General features: G+C 70.8%; 19 protein-coding genes. 5 read left to right on the top strand and 14 right to left on the bottom strand.

Annotated features, from left to right (window positions below):
* Positions 1–59 precede the first annotated feature (59 nt).
* Complete coding sequence (locus tag ACIQ6Y_RS15060; protein WP_404037721.1) at positions 60–266, bottom strand: hypothetical protein; 207 nt, start codon at positions 264–266, stop codon at positions 60–62.
* A 264-nt stretch (positions 267–530) separates the two neighbouring features.
* Here ACIQ6Y_RS15060 and ACIQ6Y_RS15055 point away from each other — a divergent pair, with 264 nt between their 5' ends.
* Positions 531–1,496 (top strand): XRE family transcriptional regulator, encoded by a 966-nt coding sequence (locus ACIQ6Y_RS15055; RefSeq protein WP_404037718.1) that lies wholly within the window; start codon positions 531–533, stop codon positions 1,494–1,496.
* A 20-nt stretch (positions 1,497–1,516) separates the two neighbouring features.
* Here the strand turns inward: ACIQ6Y_RS15055 and ACIQ6Y_RS15050 are convergent, their stop codons facing one another.
* Positions 1,517–2,362, bottom strand: coding sequence for a TIR domain-containing protein (locus ACIQ6Y_RS15050; RefSeq protein WP_404037716.1), 846 nt, complete (start codon positions 2,360–2,362; stop codon positions 1,517–1,519).
* A gap of 518 nt (positions 2,363–2,880) precedes the next feature.
* On the opposite strand from ACIQ6Y_RS15050, the gene ACIQ6Y_RS15045 reads away from it, so the two are divergent.
* Positions 2,881–3,357, top strand: a complete 477-nt coding sequence (locus tag ACIQ6Y_RS15045; RefSeq protein ID WP_404037713.1) for a histone deacetylase — start codon at positions 2,881–2,883, stop codon at positions 3,355–3,357.
* Between the two features lie 1,160 nt (positions 3,358–4,517).
* On the opposite strand, the gene ACIQ6Y_RS15040 is transcribed toward ACIQ6Y_RS15045, so the two are convergent.
* Both ACIQ6Y_RS15040 and ACIQ6Y_RS15035 read right to left on the bottom strand, forming a co-directional pair.
* Positions 4,518–5,558, bottom strand: a complete 1,041-nt coding sequence (locus ACIQ6Y_RS15040) for an HNH endonuclease (RefSeq protein ID WP_404037710.1) — start codon at positions 5,556–5,558, stop codon at positions 4,518–4,520.
* A gap of 346 nt (positions 5,559–5,904) precedes the next feature.
* Positions 5,905–6,570, bottom strand: coding sequence for a DUF4097 family beta strand repeat-containing protein (locus ACIQ6Y_RS15035; RefSeq protein WP_404038374.1), 666 nt, complete (start codon positions 6,568–6,570; stop codon positions 5,905–5,907).
* Between the two features lie 232 nt (positions 6,571–6,802).
* Between ACIQ6Y_RS15035 and ACIQ6Y_RS15030 the strand changes: the two genes are divergently transcribed.
* Complete coding sequence (locus ACIQ6Y_RS15030) at positions 6,803–7,546, top strand: helix-turn-helix domain-containing protein (RefSeq protein WP_404037707.1); 744 nt, start codon at positions 6,803–6,805, stop codon at positions 7,544–7,546.
* 3 nt (positions 7,547–7,549) lie between these two features.
* Here ACIQ6Y_RS15030 and ACIQ6Y_RS15025 read toward each other — a convergent pair whose 3' ends face one another.
* From ACIQ6Y_RS15025 to ACIQ6Y_RS15010, 4 genes are read right to left on the bottom strand one after another with little or no spacing between them, the layout of a single operon-like run.
* Entirely contained in the window at positions 7,550–8,059 is a 510-nt protein-coding gene (locus ACIQ6Y_RS15025) for a GNAT family N-acetyltransferase (RefSeq protein WP_404037704.1), read from the bottom strand.
* Positions 8,049–8,405, bottom strand: a complete 357-nt coding sequence (locus tag ACIQ6Y_RS15020) for an ArsR/SmtB family transcription factor (RefSeq protein ID WP_404037702.1) — start codon at positions 8,403–8,405, stop codon at positions 8,049–8,051. The genes ACIQ6Y_RS15025 and ACIQ6Y_RS15020 overlap by 11 nt, the downstream gene beginning before the upstream one ends.
* Before the next feature lie 34 nt (positions 8,406–8,439).
* Positions 8,440–8,874: an ArsI/CadI family heavy metal resistance metalloenzyme gene (locus tag ACIQ6Y_RS15015; protein WP_404037699.1), complete on the bottom strand. Its 435-nt coding sequence runs from the start codon at positions 8,872–8,874 to the stop codon at positions 8,440–8,442.
* Between the two features lie 28 nt (positions 8,875–8,902).
* A complete protein-coding gene (locus ACIQ6Y_RS15010) occupies positions 8,903–10,261 on the bottom strand; it encodes an FAD-dependent oxidoreductase (RefSeq protein ID WP_404037696.1) in 1,359 nt (452 codons plus the stop codon).
* 115 nt (positions 10,262–10,376) lie between these two features.
* Here ACIQ6Y_RS15010 and ACIQ6Y_RS15005 point away from each other — a divergent pair, with 115 nt between their 5' ends.
* The gene (locus ACIQ6Y_RS15005) at positions 10,377–10,736 is read left to right on the top strand and encodes an ArsR/SmtB family transcription factor (RefSeq protein ID WP_404037693.1); all 360 of its coding nucleotides are present in this window, start codon (positions 10,377–10,379) and stop codon (positions 10,734–10,736) included.
* A 62-nt stretch (positions 10,737–10,798) separates the two neighbouring features.
* Here the strand turns inward: ACIQ6Y_RS15005 and ACIQ6Y_RS15000 are convergent, their stop codons facing one another.
* The 5 genes from ACIQ6Y_RS15000 to ACIQ6Y_RS14980 form a co-directional block, all read right to left on the bottom strand.
* Positions 10,799–13,561, bottom strand: a complete 2,763-nt coding sequence (locus tag ACIQ6Y_RS15000; protein ID WP_404037690.1) for an FG-GAP repeat domain-containing protein — start codon at positions 13,559–13,561, stop codon at positions 10,799–10,801.
* Between the two features lie 184 nt (positions 13,562–13,745).
* A complete protein-coding gene (locus ACIQ6Y_RS14995) occupies positions 13,746–15,803 on the bottom strand; it encodes an ATP-binding protein (protein ID WP_404037687.1) in 2,058 nt (685 codons plus the stop codon).
* A 342-nt stretch (positions 15,804–16,145) separates the two neighbouring features.
* Positions 16,146–17,474, bottom strand: a complete 1,329-nt coding sequence (locus ACIQ6Y_RS14990) for a hypothetical protein (RefSeq protein WP_404037684.1) — start codon at positions 17,472–17,474, stop codon at positions 16,146–16,148.
* A 73-nt stretch (positions 17,475–17,547) separates the two neighbouring features.
* The gene (locus ACIQ6Y_RS14985) at positions 17,548–18,267 is read right to left on the bottom strand and encodes a TIGR03943 family putative permease subunit (RefSeq protein ID WP_404037682.1); all 720 of its coding nucleotides are present in this window, start codon (positions 18,265–18,267) and stop codon (positions 17,548–17,550) included.
* Positions 18,264–19,277, bottom strand: coding sequence for a permease (locus ACIQ6Y_RS14980; protein ID WP_404037679.1), 1,014 nt, complete (start codon positions 19,275–19,277; stop codon positions 18,264–18,266). The genes ACIQ6Y_RS14985 and ACIQ6Y_RS14980 overlap by 4 nt, the downstream gene beginning before the upstream one ends.
* Positions 19,278–19,420: 143 nt before the next feature.
* Between ACIQ6Y_RS14980 and ACIQ6Y_RS14975 the strand changes: the two genes are divergently transcribed.
* Positions 19,421–21,268: an NAD-binding protein gene (locus tag ACIQ6Y_RS14975; protein WP_404038371.1), complete on the top strand. Its 1,848-nt coding sequence runs from the start codon at positions 19,421–19,423 to the stop codon at positions 21,266–21,268.
* A gap of 101 nt (positions 21,269–21,369) precedes the next feature.
* Here the strand turns inward: ACIQ6Y_RS14975 and ACIQ6Y_RS14970 are convergent, their stop codons facing one another.
* A complete protein-coding gene (locus ACIQ6Y_RS14970) occupies positions 21,370–23,160 on the bottom strand; it encodes a prolyl oligopeptidase family serine peptidase (protein ID WP_404037676.1) in 1,791 nt (596 codons plus the stop codon).
* Between the last annotated feature and the right edge of the window lie 2 nt (positions 23,161–23,162).

The following is a 23,162-nucleotide window of genomic DNA, read 5'->3' as shown; positions in this document are numbered from 1 at the left end:
TTTTGGTATGTGGTCTCTGACATGCTCAGGGGGCCAAACAGGGGGCCAAACGCTTTTGATCAGGTCACCGCGTTGCCCGCTTCGTCGCCCTCCGCAGCCTCCACTTCATGATCATCAGCGATGATGTCATCCATCGCCTCGGCGCCCTGGGTGATCACCGGCCGTAGCTGCTTCCGGTAGACCGCCTCCGTTGTGGCCTGACTGCTGTGACCGACCAAGAGCGCGATCCTCTCCAGCGGGATGCCGTGGTCGGACAGCAGGGACACGAAGCTGTGCCGCAGCTCCCGCGGCGTCCACTCAGGCGCCAGTCCTGCCTTCTTTGAAGTCACGCCGGACGTTCGCCGCGTCCAGCGGCTCGCCGCTCCGGGTTGTGAAGACTCGGCCGGTAGGGCTCCACTCCATCCCTCTCGATGCCCGCTCCAGCTTCTGCCATCGCATGTGCTCTTCGAGGACGTCGACCACCTGCTTCGGTAGAGCGATGGTCGCCCTCGCGGCGCGACGGTGACAGGGAGATCCTGGCAGCGTCCGGCATGGAGACGCTGGAGATCGTGAGCCGTCTCAACCGGTCCGACGTCGACAACGCCACACTCGATGCTTTGCGGATCACAGCGGACCGGCTCGCCTTGGAGTACCCGTTCATGCCGAGCGAGCAGCTCCTCATCGAGGGCCGGCAGTGGCTTCGACGCGTCGTCGAACTGCACACGAAGAGCCTCACCCTCGCGCAGCACCGCGAAGTGCTCGCGCTGTCTGGTTGGCTCGCGCTACTGGTCGGCTGTGTCGAGTACGACACGGGCGCACGCCACGCGGCTGAGTCGACGCGACGGGCGGCGCTCTCGCTCGCGACCGAGGCGGACCATGCGGAGGTCGCCGGGTGGGCGCACGAGATGCGGGCGTGGTTCGCTCTCACGACCGGTGACTACCGCGGCGTCATCGCGGCGGCGCGGGCTGGCGCCGAGACGGCGGCACATCACGGTGTGGCCGTGCAGCTCGCAGCCCAGGAAGCCAAGGCTTGGGCGCGAATCGGCGACCGCCGGCAAGTCGAGGTCGCCTTGGATAAGGGACGGCAGTTGCTCGAAGGAATGCCGTACCCCGAGAACCTGGACAACCACTTCGTGGTTGATCCGGCCAAGTTCGACTTCTACGCCATGGACTGCTACCGCCTCGTCGGCGAAGACAAGCTTGCGCGCACGCTTGCAGAAGAGGTGCTGAGGGCGGGAACAGACTTCGACGGTACCGAGCGATCACCGATGCGCAATGCGGAAGCGCGGGCCACGCTCGGAGTCACCGCAGCGCGTGAGGGCGACTTGGAGCAGGCGCTCATCATGGGTGAGCGGGCTCTCGAAGGCGACCGCCAATCGGTGCCGTCGCTCATCATTACCAGCCGCGAACTCGCTGCCGAGATGAGGCGCAGGTACAGCTCTGAACCGGGGGCACAGGACTACCTCGCACGGCTCCATTCGCTCGCCGAGCAGAAGCCTGGTTTCATGCCGCGATGAATGTCCACAGGCGCAGGAGCTCAGCTGGATTCGTCCCCCATGACGTCACGAAGCGACAAACCCTGAGATTCCATATGGTCCTGGACTACCTTGATAATCTGGCTTTTGCGTAGACGGTGCGCCTCTCGAATCCCCAGCGCTGATGCAATCCCCTGAAGCTCGGCAAGCGCCATCCCCTCAAAAGGGCTCCTATACCGTGCCGCTTCAACCTTAATCACTCGGTCTTCGGCAGGGATTTGGATGTATCTGTCAGGGTCGGGCGCTTGGAACAAGATCCGCACGTCATCGCTCAGGCGGGTAATCCTCCTTTCCTGCTGGCGAATCAACACAAGCAGTTCTTCCAGCATGTCTGTACTCGATCGAACATGCTCACCACTCCCCTCCTCAGCTCGAATGCCCTTCAACTGCTCCTCAAGGTCCGGCCAGTAGCGATCAAATGCCCTGCTGAGACGGTCACTCGTGATGCCGGAATCACCCAGCGCAGCATTGATATCCTTCATGAGCTGGTAGACATCTTCTTTCGACGCGCTTTCCGTGGCTTGAAATTGAGCCAGAGGGCCGGTCAGTTCGGCAATCTTAATGTCAAGCAGAAGAGGGACCACAAGGGATTCCCCCATCTGCTTAGACAAAGCGCCAGCCTCAAAGTTAACCCACTGGGACTTCTGGTTTTCCGCAGTTACGCAGATGATCCCAAAATTTACTTCGGCAAGCTCATCTGCAATATCCTTGAGCCCCCTACTCCCCTTACTGATATCTTGCGAGGAGATCCAGGGATGAACAGCCTGTAGGACATCAGGAAGCCATGTCTTCAAGGCTTCCGCCATCTTCTGTGACCGCTTGCCGGACCAGCTAAGAAAAACCTTCATCCGACTCCCCCTTCGCGGGACTCTCCTATCGATCAGGACCGATGCTACGGCGGGTCGAAGGCCCCCGCGGGCGAACACGAAAGGTGTTGCCCGCCTTGAAGCACCCACGCAACCCTGCCGACGACATGACGCAAGGGGCCTGGCGCGTCCTACGTACGGGGCACCGGCCGCAAGGTAGCCGTATCAGAGTCCCTGACCAGCGTGCGCTGGTCAGAGGCCCATTCGCTTGATCGCGAATGGGCCTCTGTCGTGCTCAGGGGGCCAACCGTTTTCGATCAGGCCACCACGTCGCCCTCCCCGGGATCATCCGCCTCGCACTGCTCGTACTCTTGCCCAAAGATCACGTCCATCGCTTCAGCGCCCATGGTGATCAGCGGCCGGAGCTCTGGTACACGTCCTATGACTCCAACATGCACCTTGATCGTCTTGCCGCTTACATCCAGGGTGGCCGCCCGTCTGGAGCGGCGAGGGAGTATCCGGGGTGCCGCAACCCCGCGATGCCGGCCCGATCCATCCCTGTGGAACTGACCGGCGCCATGTATTTCGCCACCGAGTCACCGGTCTGGGGTGGGGGCAGGGCCTTCTACGACCCCCAGGCCGCCGGGCGAGTGCTGGCACGAGCCCACTTGGTGACGGTTGACCAGTTCGCGGACATCGCTGCTCAAGAGATGTACCGGGCCCCGGATGTAGATCTCGACCTAGAGGAAGTCCTCACGGCAGGACGTGCGGTGCTGGGCGACGGCCGTTATGAAACGCTCGTCTGCGCTGGTCAAGTCGACGGTATGCCCGTCCTGACCTTCACAGCGCCGTGGCAGATGAACGAAGTGCAGTGGGTTGCTCCCTCTGCTGCCTACGTACGGTTCCTTGCTGCGGGGCTGCTCTATGCTGGCGCATGGGACCTCGAAGCAATCGCGATCTACGTAGCGGCCTGCCCGGGGGCGGAAGGCTGCTGGTCCGGGAGGGACGTTCTCGACCTGCTGGCACAGGAGGCGTGACACAACTGGGCTGGCGAGTGAGCGCTTAAGCGCAAGCGCGCGGCAGGTCATGCCAGGCGGCTACCAGGAGGAAACCGCACGAAAAAGAGTATCCGCCAGCGACGGACACACTGTAAACCGTGCCAGAAGAGACGAGGACGTGCTGAGCAAAGAGATTTTGGGGTCTCGCGTCGGCACAGATCCCCGTGCATACACCGCTACAGGTTGGGGATTCGGCCAAGACGATGGAGCCGCGTCCTGCGGTATTGATGGTGATCCCGGGTCGGTAGTTACAGCACTGAAGCGGGAGCATTCCTGAGTTCACAGTAAGCCCGAACATCAGCACGCATTCCCTTTTGTCATGTATACAACACCCTCCGTGCCGCGGAACCCTCGGTATAGATGATATTCGCCTCACAGAGGCTCGGAAATCGTCACCTTAGAAGGAAAGGTTTGCTTTATGCGCAGAATCGCTTATCGCATACTCGTTGCTGCTTCGGTCTTCATTGGAGGGTTGGTCGTTGCCCCCCAGGCCCACGCGGGCGGATACGGGTGTAGTGGATCTGAACTTGCTTCTTACCCCGCCTTCACGCCGGGGAACCGAACGGTATACGCCTACTTCCACCTATACTATGACTCGTCCACGGGGAGGAACTGTGGCGCTTTTGTATCTACACAGGCGGGCGGCTATGGCGTTTCAAAGTCCATGGCGGCCGAAATCAGGACCTGCGGTGAACGTATAGCGGGAGTGCACTGCACAGTGATAGATACCGATTACGACTCGGGGCGATACTCCTATTATGCAGGTCCCGTCTCACTGTATGCGGCCGGAAAGTGCGTTTCGGTCGAAGGGTACGTAATATACAATGGGGTTGAGGCGCTGGTGGAGAGTTCTACCGCTTTTTGCGGGTAGAGTCATGCATTTCGAGGCGTCCGATGCTTCGCCCTGACTCGCACTTGCCAACCACCTACCTGCAACACTGCTTCAACGGACGTTGGTTGGCGCAGGACGGATGGCTCCTACCGACTGCCGGGCGATGGCCCATGTAATCGCCGGCAGATCTTGAAGGAATGTCCGTGCACTTCGGTGACTTTGGACGTTCGTCGATGGGCTCATCAAGCTCAGTCAGTGGCCTGGCGAGCAGCTCGGGAACGAGCCGTACGCACTTGCAAGGCGGGGATCACCAGACCGCTTCGTCGGAATGTTGCTGCGCGGGGATGCGGTTCCGGCTCGCCCGGCGGGCCTCAATGACCGCTCGCAGTTCCTTCGGGGTTGGCCAGGGCGCGCGGCGGTGGATCATCCGATGGCAATTGGCGCAGATGAGTGCAAGATCGCTCAGCTTGGTCTGGCCCTCGCCGGCTTCGTGCAGTGGGACGACGTGGTGGCACTCGATATAGCCGTCGCCGCGCTCGCCGTAGACCTCTTCGAAGTCGAACCCGCATGCCTCGCAGCTGAGCCGTCTGCCCTGGCGAAGGACCGCGGCAATCTTCTTCTTGCGCAAGCCCTTGTTCCGCTCCCGGCTCCTGTGCCGACGCATCAGCAGTCGCCCTTCGGGCGCGCCGTAGTCGTCCAGTTCGTCCTCGTCATCTGGCGGGAGGCTCTGGAGATCGCCCGCGGTGACACCCTCTCGGATGAGCTGGGCCACCTCGTTCATCTCGTCTGGCCTGGCAAGGAAGTCGTTCAGCACCTCAACGTCGAGGGCTCCGCCATTGGTCGGCTTGCCTTGGTAGTCCGGATGCCTCGTGGCGAGATCGAACGTCTTCCGGGCAACTCCGTTCGGGTTCCGGAACTTCTCGTTGCGATCGGCCTGGGCGTGGATCGGCATCAGTTGCAGGAGGGCGGACAACTCGATGACCCGCTGGTCGTTTGCGTCGAGCCCCCTCCAGCCGTTGGCCATCACGAGATGGCAGGCGAGGATGATCTCATCGCGCACCCAATCGGGATTCCTGACAGCCTTGACCTTGAACCCAACTCGCCTGAGCCAGGCCGCCGCATGGTCCTTGCCACCGCTGAACTCCGCAGGCAACAGCGCCCGGCCATGGTCCCACTTGTGTGCCACGCCGACGATGGCCTTGGAGTCGTACCACCCTCCCTCGTGCACGAGGACGTAGGAAAGAGACTCCTTAAAGCCGTACTTCGCGAGGAACTCCGTCCGGCCCAACTCGTCGTACTCAGCTATGGCCCTCAGTACTGCGTCCCGTGTGATCGCACCTATGCGCATAGCTGAAGGTTACGGGCCAGGCGCTGACAGGGCAGGTACGAGTCCATCGGCGCTGAACAAGCAGACGACGTCTGGCCTTACGGTCTGTGCGGCCCTCAGCACGGGGGCCAAACGGGGGACCAAACAGCGTGACCGGTCGGCGACGACCCTGGACGTCTACGGACGACGTCCACGGTCAACTCCCGGCGCAACGAAGCGGTCGACCGGGTCAGGCGGGTTGGTGATCGCGTTCGGGACGAAGAGGTCGTGGCTTCAATCCCGACCCCGACAGTGAAGTACCAACAAGGGCCTGATCCTCCAGGGGATCGGGCCCTTGTTGTGTTTGTGCCCCGGGTGAGGCGGGCCGTCACAGGCTGTGGGCGGTGATGTTGCCGTAGGCGGTGGTCGCGTGGATGGTGACGGTGGCGGTGGGGCCGTCGGGGTTCTTGAGGGTGTTGTGGATGCGGCCGTAGGTGGTGCCGGCGTCCAGGGTGGCGGAAGCCGCGGTGGCGATCGAGATGTTGCCGTGCTGGGTTTGCAGGGTGACCGTGCCGCGTACGGCCTCGGCGATGGTGAGGTCGCCCTTCTGGGTGGTGATGTCCGCGGGGCCGCCCAGGCGGCCGAGTGAGATGTCGCCGGCCTGGAGGGTGAGGCGGGCGCCGGCGGTCTCGTCGAGCTTGACCGTGGCCTGCTGGCCCTCGAAGAGGACGTCGCCGAGTCGTCCGACGCCCCGGAGTTCGGCGGCGGCCGCCTTCGCCTCGACGTGGGAGCCGGCGGGCAGCTGGACCGTCACCTCGACGGCGCCGGAGGAACCGAGGATGCGGTTCTTCGCCGCCGGGGCCTCGATCCGCAGCACGCCGTCCTCGTAGGAGATCTCGATCTGCTCCGCCGCCTTCACGTCGCGGCCCTTCGCAGCGTCCGCCGGAAGGACCTCGACCGTCGTGTCGGCGCGGTCGGCGGCGATGAACCTGATGATGCCCGCCGGGATGTCGAGGACGGCGGAGACCGGGGCCGGGGTGTCGAACTTCTGCATCATGCTCTCCTGTGCTCGTCGCTGCTTTCTGACATGAGAAACGCTACGTTGCGTTCAGGAGCGCCGCAATTGCCTTGTTGCATTGAAAACTTGAAACTGCAGGTCAACGGCCATTAATCGTTGCACTGGGTCTACATCTAACGCAACGTCACCCCTTCCCTGCGTTGCAATGGATTCAGAGTGAAAGCTACGCTGGCGACCTCACGCATCCAATCGCGAACGGGAGACCCCTATGCCGGGAGGCAGGCTCACCCAGCAGGAACGTCAGCAGATCGCGCTCGGGCTGGCCGATGGGCTCGCCTATGCCGAGATCGCCCGGCGGCTGGAGCGCCCCACCTCGACCGTCACCCGTGAGGTGATGCGGAACGGCGGTCCGACCGGGTACCGCGCCGAGCTGGCCCATCGTGCGACGGAACGCCGTGCCCACCGGCGGCGGAAGCCCGTGCCGCGTGGGCCGCAGGCGCCTGCGCAGGTGCAGGGGCGGGATGCCGAGGCCGTACGGGAGTACGAGGAGACGTTCGCGACGCTGCTCATGCAGCAGGGGCTGCCCAAGATGACGGCCCGGGTGCTGATCTGCCTCTGGACCGCCGACACGGGCAGCCTCGGCGCGTCCGCGCTGGCCCAGCGGCTGCAGGTCAGTCCGGCGTCCGTGTCCAAGGCGATCGCGTTCCTGGAAGGGCTGGGGCTGGTGCGGCGGGAGCGGGACGAACGCCGGCGTGAGCGGTACGTCGTCGACGACGACGTCTGGTATCAGTCGACGCTCGCCGGCGCCCGATCGCAGGCCCAACTCGCCGAGACCGCACGGCAGGGCGTGCGCATCCTGGGGGCCGGCACCCCGGCCGCCGTGCGCCTGGAGAACATCGCCCGCTTCGTCGACTTCATCAGCGAGAGCATGGTCCGTGCGGCGGAGCAGGCTCGCGACATCCTCTCCTCGAAGGCGGGGACGCCCCCGGATTCGGGGCGGACCACCGACTGACCGTCAGAGGATCTCCGGGCTGCGGCGTTCCAGCAGGAGCACGTCCCGCCAGCGGCCGTGGTGGCGGGCGATGCGTTCGCGGGTGCCGATGACGCGGAAGCCGACGTGGTGGTGGAGGGCGAGGCTGGGGGTGTTCTCGGGGAAGACGCCGGACTGGATGGTCCAGATGCCGGCGGCTTCCGTCGAGGTGATGAGGGCCGACATCAGGGCTCGGGCGACGCCCTTGCCGCGGGCCGCCGGGTGGACGTAGACCGAGTGCTCCACCACGCCCGCGTAGGCGCAGCGGTCGGAGACCTTCGTCGCGGCCACCCAGCCGAGGACGTCGCCTGTCCCGCTGTCCAGGGCCACGAAGCGGTGGTCCGGGAGTTTCGACCTGTCGAAGACCTCCCAGGACGGGGGCTCCGTCTCGAAGGTGGCGTCGCCCTCTTCGATGCCCAGGCGGTAGATCTCCAGGACCTGTTCGGCGTGCGCCTGCGTCAGCGGGGCTATGTGCGCGGGCGGTTCAGGGGGCATCGTCCGTCGCCTCCTCCAGTGCCATGATCGACCGCACCGCGTCCGGGAAGCACGTCAGACAGCCCTCGTTGACCTGGTAGCGCGTCGAGGTGCCGTGTGCCGCGGGGAGCACGAACCGTACGTCCGCCAGGATCTTCAGGTGGTGCGACACCGTGGACTGTGCGATGGGCAGGCGGTCGACGATCTCTCCGACCGCCATCGGGCGCCGCTCCACCGCGAGGAGGTTCAGGACGCGTACGCGCATGGGGTCCGCCAGCGCCTTGAACCATGACGCGTATGTGATCGTGTCGGCGTCGGTCAGGGGGCCTCGGGTCGGGGTGCGAGGTGTCGTCGGGTGGTCGTTCATCGTCCATCGACGATAGTCGATCAATGGTCGCCCGTCATCCCCCGTCGCCCTCCTTTCCCGGCGTTCCGCAACACGCACTCCCCCGCTGCTTGGCCATGCTCTCCGCGTCCGCTTTCACCACGTACACCTCCCAGGGCTCCCGGCCGGGCGCGTGGACCCAGACCTTGTCCTGGAGGGCGTAGCAGCAGGTGGTGTCGTTCTCCTCGGTGGTGGTGAGGCCGGCTTCTGCCAGGCGGGTGGTGGCGGCGTGGACGGACTCGGTCGATTCCACTTCTACGCCGAGGTGGTCCAGGCGGGTGTCGTCGCCCGGGTCACCCTCGATCAGGACGAGCTTCAGCGGGGGCTCGGCGATGGCAAAGTTGGCGTAGCCGGGGCGGAGTTTGGCCGGGTCGGTGCCGAACAGCTTGCTGTAGAAGGCGATCGAGGCGTCCAGGTCGGGGACGCGGAGGGCCAGTTGGACTCGGGACATGTCGTACCTCCTGAAGGGAGAGCGGAGTTCAGCAACCGCCGCCGGTCTTCTCGGCGCCCACGCCGATCCGCACCGTGGCCGGCGCCGCACAGCAGCCGCCCGGCTGCGCCGCCTCCGGCTCCTCGTACAGGCCGGCCCCGCCGCACACCCCCGTCTCCGGCAGGGTCAGTTCCACCCGCTCGGCGGCCTCGCGGTCGCCCGCGAGGGCGGCGGCGATGGAGCGGACCTGCTCGTAGCCGGTCAGGGCGAGGAAGGTGGGGGCGCGGCCGTAGGACTTCATGCCGGCCAGGTAGATGCCCTGTTCGGGGTGGGAGAGCTCGGTGACGCCGTGCGGGTACACCGTGCCGCAGGAGTGGACGTTCGGGTCGATCAGCGGGGCCAGGGCGGTCGGGGCCTGGAGGCGTTCGTCGAGGCCCAGGCGGATCTCGGAGAGGAAGGACAGGTCGGGGCGCAGGCCGGTCAGGACGATCACCTCGTCGACCGGGGGCAGCCGGCGGCCGTCGTCCGCCACCAGGACGAGGCCCTCGGACCCGCGCTCCACAGCCGTCGTACGGAAGCCGGTGACCGCGCTCGCGCGGCCGGCCTCGACCGCGGCCTTCGCGCGCAGGCCCAGGGCGCCGCGGGCGGGGAGCTGGTCGGCCTCGCCGCCGCCGTACGTCGTACCCGTCAGGCCCCGGCGCAGGATCCACACCGCGTGTGTGCCGTGCTCCTGCTCGGCCAGGTCGGCCAGTTGGGCCAGCGCGGTGAAGGCGGAGGCACCGGAGCCCACCACGGCGGTGCGCCGGCCGGCGTAGCGGGCGCGGACGGCCGGGTCCCGGAAGTCGGGCACGCGGTAGGAGATGCGGTCGGCCGCCGCCTTCTCGCCGAGGGCGGGCAGGCCGTCCGCGCCCATCGGGCCGGGGGTGGCCCAGGTGCCGGAGGCGTCGACGACGGCGCGGGCGGTGATCCGCTGCTCGATGCCGTCCGTCCCCAGGGTGTGGACGGCGAACGGCTGCTCCTCGCGTGCCGCGTCGACCACCCGGTCACGGCCCGCGCGGGCCACTCCGACGACCTCGGTGCCGTAGCGGACCCGGTCGCCGAGGACGTCGGCGAGCGGCTGGAGGTACTGCTCGACCCAGTCCCCGCCCGCCGGGTAGGCGGCGCCGTCCGGGCGCACCCAGCCGGTCGGGGCGAGGAGCTTCTCGGCGGCCGGGTCGGTGAGCTCGGCCCAGGGGGAGAAGAGGCGGACGTGCGCCCAGTCGCGGACGGCGGTGCCCGCGCCGGGGCCGGCCTCCAGGACCAGCGGTTCGAGCCCGCGCTCGACGAGGTGCGCGGCGGCGGCCAGTCCGACGGGGCCGGCGCCGATGACGACGACCGGCAACTGGTCGGGAGTGTTCGCGAGGCTCACGGGCTTCCCCTTGCTTCGATGTTCATCGATGTCCTGTCGCCTCCGAGCCTCCCACCGGATTCGATGAACGTCAATATCGATAGCCATCTAATCTGCCTCGTGCCACCATGGACGCATGCCGAACACCAAGCTGCTGCCGGTCCTCGACACCGAGCCGTGCTGCCCGCCGCTCACCGAGCGGCCCTTCAGCGCGGAGGAGGCCGAGACCGCCGCGCGGATGTTCAAGGCCCTCGGCGACCCGGTGCGGCTCCGCCTCTTCTCGGCGGTCGCCTCCCACCCGGGCGGCGAGGCCTGCGTGTGCGACATCTCCGACGTCGGGGTCTCCCAGCCGACGGTCTCCCACCACCTGAAGAAGCTCAAGGAAGCCGGCCTGCTGACCTCCGAGCGCCGCGGCACCTGGGTGTACTACCGGGTCGAGCCCTCCGTACTGGCTTCGATGGGGCGCCTGCTGACCGCGGCACCGGCTGGGGGCTGACCGGTACACGGAAGAAGGCCCCGACCGTGACTGGTCGGGGCCTTCTTCCGTGTCGTCATCGGTCAGAAAAGCGCTGTGTACGCCTGCCAGCCCGTCTCGATCCTCACCCGGGCGCCGAAGGAGCCCTTGCCGTTGCCGCTCTGGCGGTAGAGGTTGCCGGCTGTGTCGCGGGCGACGAGGTCCTGCCGGCCGTCGCCGGTGATGTCACCGACACCCACGACAGCGTTGTAGCCGGTGCCCCAGTTCGAGAAGACCAGCACACGGCTCCTGAACCGGCCCGTGCCGGTGCCGTCGTAGCGCCACAGCCTGCCCGCGGTGTCGCGGGCCAGCAGATCACCGTGGCCGTCGTCGGTGAGATCACCGGCGCCCACGATCTTCGTGTACGACGTCCAGCCGGTGCCGATGCGCACGCCGGGCTTGAGCCTGCCGTCGCTCGTGGCGGCGTAGAGGTAGACGTCCCCGCCGGCGGACCGGCGCGCGATCAGGTCGGCGCGGCCGTCGCCGGTGAGGTCACCGGGCGACGTGAGGACGTTGTACGCGCCCCAGCCGCCGCCCAGCGACTTGTACGGGGACGTGGGCCGCAGGACGCCGCCGCAGGACGGCACATAGCCGCGCAGGGTCCCGTCGGGCATGCGGACGAGGACGTCGTTGCACGCGTCGCCGTTCAGGTCCCCGAAGGGCACGGCCAGGGTCTTCACCGACCAGCCGGAGGTGCTGGTCCGGCCGGAGAAGGTGCCTGTCCCGGTGGCTCGCTGGACGGACAGCGTGCCGCCGGAGGTCAGCGTCAGCAGGTCACCGGCGCCGTCCGGCGGGCCGCTGGGGCCCGACTGGTCCCGGCGGGCCGCCGCGACGGGCAGGCTCACCGGAGTCTCGGCCGTCGCGCTCTGCCAGCCGCTCTTGCGAGCGGTGACGACGGCCGTGATCTTCGTGCCGTGCAGCGAGGCGGGCACCCGGAAGGCCGCTCCGGTCGCCGCCGGGATCACGCGGCCGTTCGACTCCCACTGGTACGCGTACGAGTCGGGAGTCGCCGACCACGTGCCGGGCGTGGCCCTGAGCAGGACGCCCACCTGGGCGGTGCCCCTGATCGCCGGGAGCGCGGTGTTGTGCAGCGCCGGGACGACGGTGAAGGTGCCGCGCGGGTACTCCCAGCTGTTGTGCGTGATGACGCTGAGGTTCCAGTCGCCGGCCTCGGCCGCGGTGAGATCGAGGACGGCCGTCAACGATCTGCGATCGGCCGCGACGGAGACGGTCGTGGACTCGATGGCCTTCCCGGACCGGGTGATCCGCACCTTGTCGTCCGCGCGCAGGGCGGTGCCCGTCAGCGTCACCTCGGCCCGGGTACCGGCAGCGCCGGTGGCCGGGGTGACCGAGCCGACGGTGATCTCGTCCGTGCCGCAGAGCGCGTACGTGCAGCTGAGTTCGGCCCGGTACGCCGTCTGCGACGCCTTCTCCGGCAGGCCGAGGACGAGGATGCTCGGGCTGACCTCTGCCGAGGACGGCTCGGTGAGGTAGCACTGATAGCCGCTCGGAATGAACAGCATGCAGTTGTTGTCCAGGCTCGCGTCGTACAGCGCGGGCACGGCCGTCTCGGTGCCGCCCGCGGTGTCGGTGATCGCGAGGTCGAACCGGTCGTCGTAGGCCGTGGGCAGGGCCCGGCAGAGCGCGGTGTGCGTCTCGTCGAAGGTGCCGGTGATCGGCCCGTAGCCGTAGCTGACGTTCGGGACCTTGACGCACTCCTCGGCGGGGCCGGCGGCGGTGGCGATGCGCAGGGCGTCGAGACGGTAGGAGCCGGCGGCCTGAAGGTGCGACGGCACGGCGACCAGGACCTGGTAGCTGGTCGAGCCGGTGACCGCGCAGGCGCGGTTGCGGTACGAGCAGACGGCCTTGCCTTCGGCGTCGAACGCGAGGATGTTCGCCGTACCGAGCGCGTCCCGGACATTGAGGTGCAGCGTGTCGCGGGCGTCGGGTGTGGTGACCTGACGGCAGGTCAGCGTGCCCGGGGCGCCCTGCGGTCCACCGGTGGACGGCCCGCCCACGGATGTGGCCGGGGCCGCGGCGCAGCCCTTCGCCGTCGCGGTCACATCGCTGCGGGTCAGCGTGTACGCGGCGGCGGAGTCCCGGCCGTTGACCAGCACCGTGTGAGCGAGGCCCGGGGTGAGCGCGCAGGTGGTCCAGCCGGACAGGGAGGCGTACATGATGCAGACCTGCCGGCCGGCCGTGTCCACGACCGAGACCGAGGCCGTGGCGGTGCCCGTCACCGCGCGCAGCTGGAGGACCTCCGCCGTGCTGTGGGCGTCGGCGGGGATGCTCAGGCAGTGCGCGAAGACACCGTCGCCGGTGCCGAGCCGGGCCGCCGGGCTGTCTGCGGTGAAGTCGCCCTGTGGGAGGGCGGGGCAGGCGTCCGGGGCGTCCGTGCGGTAGAGCGCGATGCGGTACGCGCCGGTCGGCTGGTCCTCGCTCGCGGTGGAGACCAGAACCCGGAAGGGCGCCTTGCCGGTGAGCGCGCAGGTCCCCTGGGACAGGGTGTCCCCGGCGCAGCGCCGTACGCCGTCGGCGTCGGCCACTGCGAGCTCGGGCCGCGGTGCGGGGGCGCCGAGCGGCTTCAGGGCGGCCATGCGGGCGCCCTCGGGCAGCGGCAGCAGCAGACAGTCGACCTCGCCGACTGCGGCGAAGTCGCCCTGGTACACACCGAGGTCGACGGACACACAGCCGTCGTCCGCGGTGGCGGGGCCCGTCGGAAGCAGCAGGGACAGTACGAGCGACACCGTGAGCAGCAGTGAGGCGTACGCGGCGGATCTCGCGCGGGTACGCAGGGTGCGGAGCATGCGGTTCCCCCCAGGGCCCGTCCGTGGATGCGGTGATCGACGCCGGTCCCGGTCAGCGCGGCCTGCGGTGTGCGTCGATCGAGGCGTGCGAGGCGAGAGCGGCATGTGTGAGCGATGTGATGATCGCACGGCCCCCGAGTGAAGGGAGAGCGGTTATCGGGCCGTCGTCCGAGCTGCTCCACGTTCACCGCATCCCCACCACAACACCCCCACCCGCCCGAGGCACCGGGATGAACGGGGCTCGGTCGGGGGCCGTCGTGCCGGACTCGATGTCGGTGATGAGGCCGTGGAGGGCGGCGCGGCCGTGGGGGGCGGGGAGGGGGGCGGGGAGTTCGAGGTCGAGGGCGGCCAGGGCGCGGCGGGCGCGGTGCCAGGCGCGGCCGCGGCGGCCGTGGTGGTGGTCGACGACGGCACGGGCGTAGCGGGCGAGCAGACAGGCCCAGGTATCCTCGCGCACGTCCGGGTGGGACAGGGCGCGGCGGGCGCTGCGGCGGGCCGCGGCCGGGTCGAAGGCCGTCTGGGCCACGGCCAGGGCGGCGAGGCTGACCGCCGCCGAGGGGCCGCCCGGGGCGTGCGGCGGGATGATGTCGGCGGCCTCCTTGAAGTGCGCCGCGGCGGCCACGCTGTCCCGTTCGCGCAGCGCCAGCATGCCCTGGACGTGTGCGATCCGGCCGAGCGAGGCGTCGTCGCCGGCCAGTACGGCGGCGGGCCAGGCGCGGCCCAGCAGGGAGCGGGCCGTGTGCGGGTCGCCGGGCGCGGTGAGCCAGGCCGCCAGCCACTGGGCGCGCACCGCGAGCGGGCTGTCCGGCGCGCACCGCCCGAGCAGGGTGAGCAGCAGGTCCCGGCCCGCCTCGGCGTGGTCGTAGACCACCCACCAGAACCACAGCCCGACGACGGTCTCCAGCGCCGCCTCGGTGTGCTCGGGCCGCTCCAGGGCGTGGTGCGCCACCGCCATCAGGTCGTCCTGCTCGTCCGCGAGCAGCCGGACCGCCTGCCGCTGCGAGCCCGCCGCCCACAGGTCCTCCGCGACCTCGGCCACACGTCGGCCGTGCGTCACCAGCCGCTCCACGGCGACCGGCACCTCACCCGCCGCGCGCAGCCGTTCCGCCCCGAAGTCGCGGGCGGCCCCGGTCATCCGGTAGCGGGGCCGGTGCACTCCTCCCGGGTCACCCTCCGGCTGCAGGACGCCTGCCGCGGCGAGGCGGGCCAGGCAGCCCGGCACCTCGTACGGCTCGACGCCGCCGCCCGCGCACAGGAAGGTCGCCGCCGACTCCCCGAACGAGCCCGCGAAGACGCTGGCGCGCGCCCACACCACCCGTACGGCCCGGTCGTGCAGCGCGTACACGGACCCCATGGCCGAGCGCAGCGACCGGTGCCTGCGGGGCGCCCCGGGCTGCGGGCCCGACAGCCAGCACTGGTGGCGGCGCAGCAGCCGGGCCAGTTCGTCCACCGAGTGCCGCAGAGTCTGCGCCGCGGCCAGCTCGATCGCCAGCGGCACGCCCTCCAGCAGACGGCACACCTCGTGCACGGCGGGCAGGTCGAACGGGCCCTCGCCGCGCGCCCGTTCCAGGAACAGCCGCGCCGCGGGCGAGCGGCCGCCCGCCCCGTCCCGCGCTGTGGTGCTCAGCGGGGTGAGCCGCAGCACCCGTTCCTCCCCGAGCCCGAGCGCCGCGCGCGAGGTCACCAGGATGCGCATCCCGGGTACGTCCATCAGCAGTCGCTGCACCAGCCGGAGGCACTCGGTGTGCACCGGGTCGACGTCGTCGAGGAACAGCAGCCCGGGGGCGTCGAGGGCCGACGCCCGCAGCACCTCCGCCGCCCACGCCTCCGCGTCCGGTCCCGGACGGGCATCCGGGCTCGGACGGGCATCCGGGCTCGGACGGCCACCCGCGGCGGCTCGCCTCCCGCCGGATGCGGCTCCCTTGCCGCCCGCGGCAGCTTCCCTCCCGCCCGCAGCAGCCCCGCTCCCGTCCGAGGCGATTCCCCTCCCGTCCGCCGCAGCGCCCGCACCAGCGCCCTTCCCGCCCGCACCCCGCCCCCTCACCGGCCACCGCACCCGCACCACCCGCCCCCAGGGGCTGTCGCACGCCCCGCCGCACACCGTCGCGGCGAGCCGGCTCTTGCCGACGCCCACCGGGCCGGTGACCGTCACCAGGCGGTGGGCGGCGAGCAGTTCGCGCAGCCGGGCCGCCTCGGGTTCCCGTCCGACCAGGCCTCCGCCCAGGCCTCCGTCTCCGCCCATGCCTCCGCCCAGGTCTCCCAGGCCTCCGACCACGCCTCCGGGCGGGCGCTCATCGGAGGCGGGCGGGTCGTCGGGTCCGCCGGCGCAAGTCCACACTGTCGTTCCTCCCCGTTGCCGTGCTCGGCGCACTCACGGCCCCCGACGGTGCAGAACCGTTCCTGCACAGCCGCGCACCGGAGGATGCAGAACCGTCCCTGCATCCGCGCCACGGCAACCCCAACGCGCCACGCGCACGCCGGGTGGCGCACGGGCTCGCGGGATCACACGCCACGACGAAGAGGCGAACTCCAGTACCCGTCAACGCAACCCGTCAACGCACCCGTCAACGCGCCGCGAGGAGGTTCACGGCCCGGTGACCGACCGGATCGTGTACGGGGACGCCTCACGCTGCCAGATCACCGTGAACCGCGCGGTGGGCCGGGAGCCCACCTGGGGCACGCGCCCGTCGGAGGTGAGGATCTTCGCCGTGCCCCACCCGCCGGACCGGGTGAACGTACGGGCCGTCGTCTTGGTGTAGCTGTAGGGGATCGTCGACGTCGGCACGACCGTGTGGAAGACGAGCATGCCGTCGCCGTCGTCGTCCACGGCGAGGTCGGGCCGGTCACCCGCGCCGAGCGCGACGACCGCGCCGCGTGTGCCGGCCGCGGACAGCCTGCGGCCCAGCAGCTCCGACCTGCCGCTGTTCAGGCGGTTCCACACGATCATGGAGTCCCCCTCCAGGTCGGTGGCCAGCGCGTGCGCGAAGCCCACGTTGTCGGTGGACGCCGAGATCCGCAGCGGCGCCGACAGCGTCCCGGTACGGCTCCAGCGCGAGGCCCACTGCTGGGCGCGGTCGCCGCCGCCGGAGTGGTAGGTGATCACCGCGTCGCCGTCCCGGTCCACCCCGACCCGGACCGCGCCGAAACCGGCGTACGAGGCGATCGCCGAGGTCAGCACCAACGCCCCGCCGACCGTGGTCGAGGAGATGCGCCGCGCCACGACCTCCGAGCCGCCGCGCACCCAGGCGACGACGAACCGCCCGCTGCGGTCGACCCCGATGGCCGCCTTGTCCCCGTGCGCCGACCCGAGGGTGATCGGCGCGCCCAGCGTGCCGTCGATCATGATGCGGCGGGCGACGGCGTACTCGCTGCCGTCGCGGATCTCCGTCCACGCCGCCATCGCCGTACCGCCGGGTGTCACCGCCACCACCGGGTTGCTCGCCGGTCCGGAGGTGGACAGCCGCTGCAGCGGCCCGACGAGCGCGCCGGACGCGGCGACCCGCCGGCCCACGACATGCCCGTCCTGCTGCCATACGACGGCGGAGTCGCCGGTGTCGTCGGAGGCGACCTCCGGCCAGTTGGGGGCGGCCCCGTCCGGGGAGAGGGTGCGGATCGCCCCGGTCGTGCCGGCCGCGGTCCTCACCCGGGTCTGCACCCGGAAGTAGCAGCCGGACGTGGCCTGGTCGCAGGCCGTCCAGGCCAGCAGCGAGTCGCCCTGGCGGTCCACGGCGACCTGCGGGGAGTCGCTCCCGATCCAGCCGGACGCCGACACGTTCCACGTGGACGTCCACGCCGCCTCGGCGCTCATGCTCAGCGTCGCGGTGACCGCGAGGCCCGCCGCCGCTGCCACCGACACCCCGGCCCAGACCCGGGCCTTCACCGAACGCCTGTGCCGTGTTCCCCGTGCAGCCACGCTGCTCCCCCTTCGATCGTCACCCGCCCCGCAAGGCGGCTCCGATCATCCAGCGCACCACCCGCCCCACACGTCACAGCCCGGAGGCGTCGTACGGGTCACCCGGCGCGGGCACCGGCCGCGCCGAGAGCACGTCCACGTACGGGATCGGGCCGCCGTTGACCGGGTCGCCGGACCGCTTCGGGGTGTACGTGCCGGTGACCTCCAGCCACAGGTCGGGCTCCGGCACCGGCGGCACCCGGCCGATGAGGCCGACCTTGACCGGACGGGCGTCCGCGGCACAGCAGTTGAGGGTCATCCGCACCAGGTAGGGAGCGCCCTCGCCGTCCAGGGCGACGAACCCGGTGAGCCGCACCCGGCGGCCCTGAAGGGTGCGGCCGTGGTCGTAGGCGGCCCGGCCCGCGTAGTCGGCGAGGCCCAGGCGCAGCGGCTCACCGGAGGGCAGTGGCGGGTAGCCGAGCGGCTTCTGGAGGCCCGTACCGGTCCGCATCGCGCTGTGCGCGCCCAGGGCGGGCGGCGCGACGAGGATCAGGGCGACGAGGGGAAGCAGCAGCAGCCAGGAGACCCGGGGTCCGGCGTGCGCCTCTTCCTCGGAGGTGCCGCCGCCCGCCCTGCGGTCCCGCCACGCGTACCAGGCCGTCGCCGCCGCGGCGGCGATCAGGACCGCCCCGCACAGCACGAGCCCCGGCCGCAGCCCCGCCTTCACGTACCGCAGAGACAGGCCGGTCGCGCCCGCGTGCAGCACGCTCGCGCCGAGCAGGAACAGCACCACCGTCTGGGCCACCCTGTTCACAGCAGCACCGCCCCGGTCAGCGCCGAGGCCGCGAGGGCCACGGCGAAGGCGGTCGGCGCGAAGCGCAGGGCGAAGGCCCGGCCGAAGGTGGCCGCGTGCAGGGCGAAGAGCTTGAGGTCGATCACCGGCCCCACGACGAGGAACGCCAGCCGGGCGGTCGGCGAGAACTGGGTGAGCGACGCGGCCACGAACGCGTCCGCCTCCGAGCAGATCGACAGCAGCACCGCCAGCACCGCGAGGGCCAGCACGGACACCACCGGGACCCCCGCCACGGACCCGAGCCACCTCTCGGGCACCACCGCCTTCAGCGTGGCCGCCGCTGCCGCACCCAGCACCAGGAACCCGCCCGCGTGCAGCACGTCGTGCCGCACCGACGCCCAGAACGCCTCGCCGCGCCGCCCCTGACCGTCGTATCCGCCGTGTCCCATACGTCGGGACGGCCGCAGCCAACCCTCCCGGCCCACCCGCTGCCACAGCCAGCCCGTCGCGCACGCCACCAGCAGCCCCGCCGCCAGCCGGGCCACGACCATCCGGGGCTCGCCCGGGAACGCGACGGCGGTCGCGGTGAGCACGACCGGGTTGACCGCCGGGGCCGACACCAGGAACGCGAACGCGGCGGCCGGGGTCACCCCGCGCCGGATCAGCGCGCCCGCCACCGGCACCGAGGCGCACTCGCAGCCGGGCAGCACCGCGCCCGCAAGGCCCGCGGCCGGTACGGCGAGCGCGGGCCGGGCGGGCAGCACGCGGGCGAAGAACGACGCGGGCACGAACACGGCGATCACCGCCGACAGCAGCACCCCGAACACCAGGAACGGCAGCGCCTGCACCACCACCGCCAGGAACACGGTCGTCCAGTCCTGCATCACCGGCGCGGCCAGCGCCCGCCGCACCGGCCCCTGGAACAGCACGGCGAGCATCAGCACCAGGACCAGCACGAGCGGCGGGTCCGGGCGCCGCCGCGCCTCGACGGTGTCCGGACCCGCGGCAGGCGCGTCCTCCATGACGGCCACGGGGCTCCCTTCCCTCCCCCAGGGATACGGCGACCGGGCGCCACGCGTTCAGCCGGAGTGGAACCGCCCCTGGTGGTAGGGCAGTCTGTCCCCTCGTGGGGAGCGTTCCGAACCAGGCCGCGCCGGGCGGCGCGCACGCGCACATGGTGGTGTGCGGCGACGACGGGCTCGCGCACCGGCTCGCCGCCGAACTGCGCGGTGTCTACGGCGAACAGGTCACGCTCGTCGTGCCGGCGGACCGGCGCCGGGTGCGTCAGCCAGTGGTGGGACGCGCCCGCGCGGTGTCGGCGGCGTTCCTGGACCGGATGGTCAACGCGGCCCGCGGGAGCGGGGAAGGCTCCGGCGCCGAGCGCGTGGTGGAAGCCGTCGAGCCGACCGAGGCGGTGCTCGCCGAGGCGGGCGTGGACCGGGCGACCGCGCTGGCGCTCGTGTACGACGACGACGAGACCAACATCCGTGCCGCGCTCACCGCACGCCGCCTCAACCCGCACCTCAGGCTCGTACTGCGCCTGTACAACCGCCGGTTGGGCCAGCACATCGAGGAACTCCTCGACCAGGCGGCCGCGTTGGCGACCGGCGCTGCCTCCGAGGCCTCCACCGTGGTCCTGTCCGACGCCGACACGGCCGCGCCCGCGCTCGCCGCGACCGCCCTCGCGGGCACCAGCAAGGTCGTCCAGACCGAAGGGCTCATGCTGCGCGCGGTGGAACGCCGTCCGCCCCTGCCGGGGCAGGTCGCCGACCCGGGCCTGGCCACCCTCGCGCTGCTCTCCGCCACCAGCAACGACCCCGCGGGCGCGGACGGTTCGGAGAGCGACGGCGAACACGGGCCGCGGCTGCTGCCGGACGCGGCGGCGGTGCGCGAGGCGACCGGGCGCGGCACGATCGTCCTGGAGCAGGTGTCCTACGCCGGGGCGCCGTCCGTCCCGGCCTCCGGGCTGACCGGCGTACCGCCCTTGGGCTCGCTCTTCTCCCGGCGGCTGCGCTGGTCGCTGGCCGGGGTGGCCGGCTGTGTGCTCGCCCTCGCGATCGCGCTGACCGTGCTCACCGGCGACCATCCGCTGCACGCGACCTACGTGACCCTGCTCGACCTGTTCGCCATCAACGAGCCCGCGCTGAACCAGTCGACGGGCCGGCAGATCCTCCAACTCCTCGCCGGGCTCCTCGGGTTATTGCTGCTGCCGGTGCTGCTGGCGGCCGCCCTGGAGGCGTTCGGCGCCTTCCGCAGCGCGTCCGGGCTGCGCAAGCCGCCCCGCGGGCTCGGCGGGCACGTGGTGCTGCTCGGGCTCGGCAAGATCGGCGCCCGGGTGCTGATCCGGCTGCGCGAGCTGAACATCCCCGTCGTCTGCGTCGAGGCCGACCCCGAGGCACGCGGCCTCGCGGTGGCCCGGCGGCTGCGGGTGCCCGTCGTCCTCGGGGACGTCACCCAGGAAGGCGTCCTGGAGGCGGCGAAGGTGCATCGCGCGCACGCCCTGCTCGCGCTGACCAGCGTCGACACCACCAATCTGGAGGCCGCGCTGTACGCCCGCTCGGTGCGGGCCGACCTGCGGGTGGTGCTGCGGCTGTACGACGACGACTTCGCCACCGCCGTGTACCGCACGCTGCGGGCCGCGCATCCGCACGCGCTCACCCGCAGCCGGAGCGTCACGCATCTGGCCGCGCCCGCGTTCGCCGGGGCGATGTTCGGGCGGCAGATCCTCGGGGCGATCCCCGTCGAGCGGCGGGTGCTGCTGTTCGCCGCGCTGGAGGTCGCCGGGCATCCCCAGCTTCAGGGGCGCACCGTCGGCGAGGCCTTCCGGGCCGGGTCCTGGCGCGTCCTCGCCCTGGACACCGGCCCCGGCACCGAGGACGCCCCCGGGGCGGGGCTCGTCTGGGAGCTGCCCGAGGGATACGTCCTCGGTCCCGGGGACCGGGTGATCCTCGCGGCGACCCGGCGGGGCTTCGCGGAGCTGCTGGGGAGGCGAAGCCGAGAGGCCGAACGGCGCCCGGGCTGAGGTGCCGCCTGGCGCCGTGATCGCTCCTGCCGTCTCGCGGGCGCGGGCTGTGTGTGGCTGGTCGCGCAGTTCCCCGCGCCCCTTAGGGCGTCGACCAGCAGCTACCCCAGATGCCGCGCCGCGAAGTCCAGCTCCAGTCGGACCTGCTTGATCCGCTCGTCCACGACCAGTGATCCGTGACCGGCGTCGTAGCGGTAGACCTCGTGCACCGCGCCCCGGGCTTCCAGACGCTTGACGTAGTTGTCGATCTGCCGGATGGGGCAGCGCGGGTCGTTCACGCCGGCGGAGATGTAGACCGGCGCCTTGACCTGGTCGACGTACGTCAGCGGCGAGGACGCCTCGAAGCGCTCGGGCACCTCCTCGGGCGTGCCGCCCAGGAGGGTGCGGTCCATCGCCTTCAGGGCCTCCATCTCGTCGTGGTAGGCGGTGACGTAGTCGGCGACAGGCACGGCGGCGATGCCGAGGGCCCACGCGTCGGGCTGGGTGCCGAGGCCGAGGAGGGTGAGGTAGCCGCCCCAGGAGCCGCCGGTGAGGATGAGCCGGGCGGGGTCGGCCAGGCCCGACGACACCGCCCATTCCCGCACCGCCGCGATGTCCTCCAGCTCGATCAGGCCCACGCGGTGCTTCAGCGCGTCCGTCCAGGCACGGCCGTACCCGGTGGAACCCCGGTAGTTGACGCGGACGACCGCGTAACCGTGGTCCACCCAGGCGGCCGGCCCCGCCGCGAAGGAGTCGCTGTCGTGCCAGGTCGGACCGCCGTGGATGTCGAACACGGTCGGGAGGGGACCCCGCGCGCCCGCCGGCTTCTGGACGAGGGCGTGGATACGGCCGCCGGGCCCCTCCACCCACACGTCCTCCACCGGCACCGACCCGGGCGACTTCAGCCCCGGCGGGTCCAGCACCACCCGGCCGTCGGTGGAGCGCACCGCGGACGGCTCGGCGGCCGAGGACCACAGGTACTCCACGCTGCCGTCGGGGCGGGCCGTCGCCCCGGACACCGTGCCGGCCGGGGTGTCCACCCGCACCAGCTCACGGCTCGCCAGGTCGTAGCGGAACAGCTCGCTGCGCGCCTCGAAGCTGTGCGCGATGAGCAGCCCGGTGCCGTCCGGGTACCACTCGGCGCTCACGTCGCCCGGCAGCTCCAGCGCCAGGTCGGTCTCCTCCCCGGAGGCCACGTCCCACACCAGCGGCTCCCAGCGGCCGCGCCGCTGATGCCCGACGAGCAGCCGGGTGTCGCCGTCCACGGGCGCGAAGCCCAGCACCTCCAGGCCCAGCTCGACGCTGCCGTCCTTGGTGTCGTCCAGCTCGGCGACGGCCGAGCCGTCCAGCCGCAGCACGCGCAGCGCCGAGTGCATCGCGTCGCCGTGCTCGGTGTGCTCGATCGCCAGCAGCGTGCCGTCGTGGGAGAGGTCGCCGACGCCCGCCGACTCGCGGTGCCGGTAGATCTCGACCGCGGCCTCACCGGCGCGCGCGACGTGGATCGTCGTACCGTCCTCGTCGGTGGACCGCCCGACGACCGCCGTACGCCCGTCCCGGCCGAGCACCAGACCGGCCGGGTACGACGGCTCCAGGCCCGGTACGGCGATCTCGTCCTCGCCGCCCTCGAAGCGCTGCCTGCGCCACACGCCGAACTCGTCGCCGTCCTTGTCGTCGAACCACCAGATCCAGGCGCCGTCCGGGGTGAGCACACCGTCCGTGGTGCCGTTGGGCCGGTCGGTCACCTGGCGCTGAGAGCCGGTGGCCCGGTCCCAGGCGTACAGCTCGTACGTCCCTGTCGCGTTGGACACGAACAGGGACCGGTCGGGGGCGTCCTCGGCCCAGTCGGGCAGGGAGACCCGCGGTGCCCTGAACCGCTGCTCCCACTCGGGCATGGCTTCTGCGTCGCTGCTCATGG

Origin of the sequence: Streptomyces sp. NPDC096205 (genome assembly GCF_044763135.1) — a bacterium.
In the GTDB taxonomy this organism is placed as follows: Bacteria; Actinomycetota; Actinomycetes; order Streptomycetales; family Streptomycetaceae; genus Streptomyces.
This window is presented reverse-complemented; position numbering and strand designations above follow the sequence as displayed.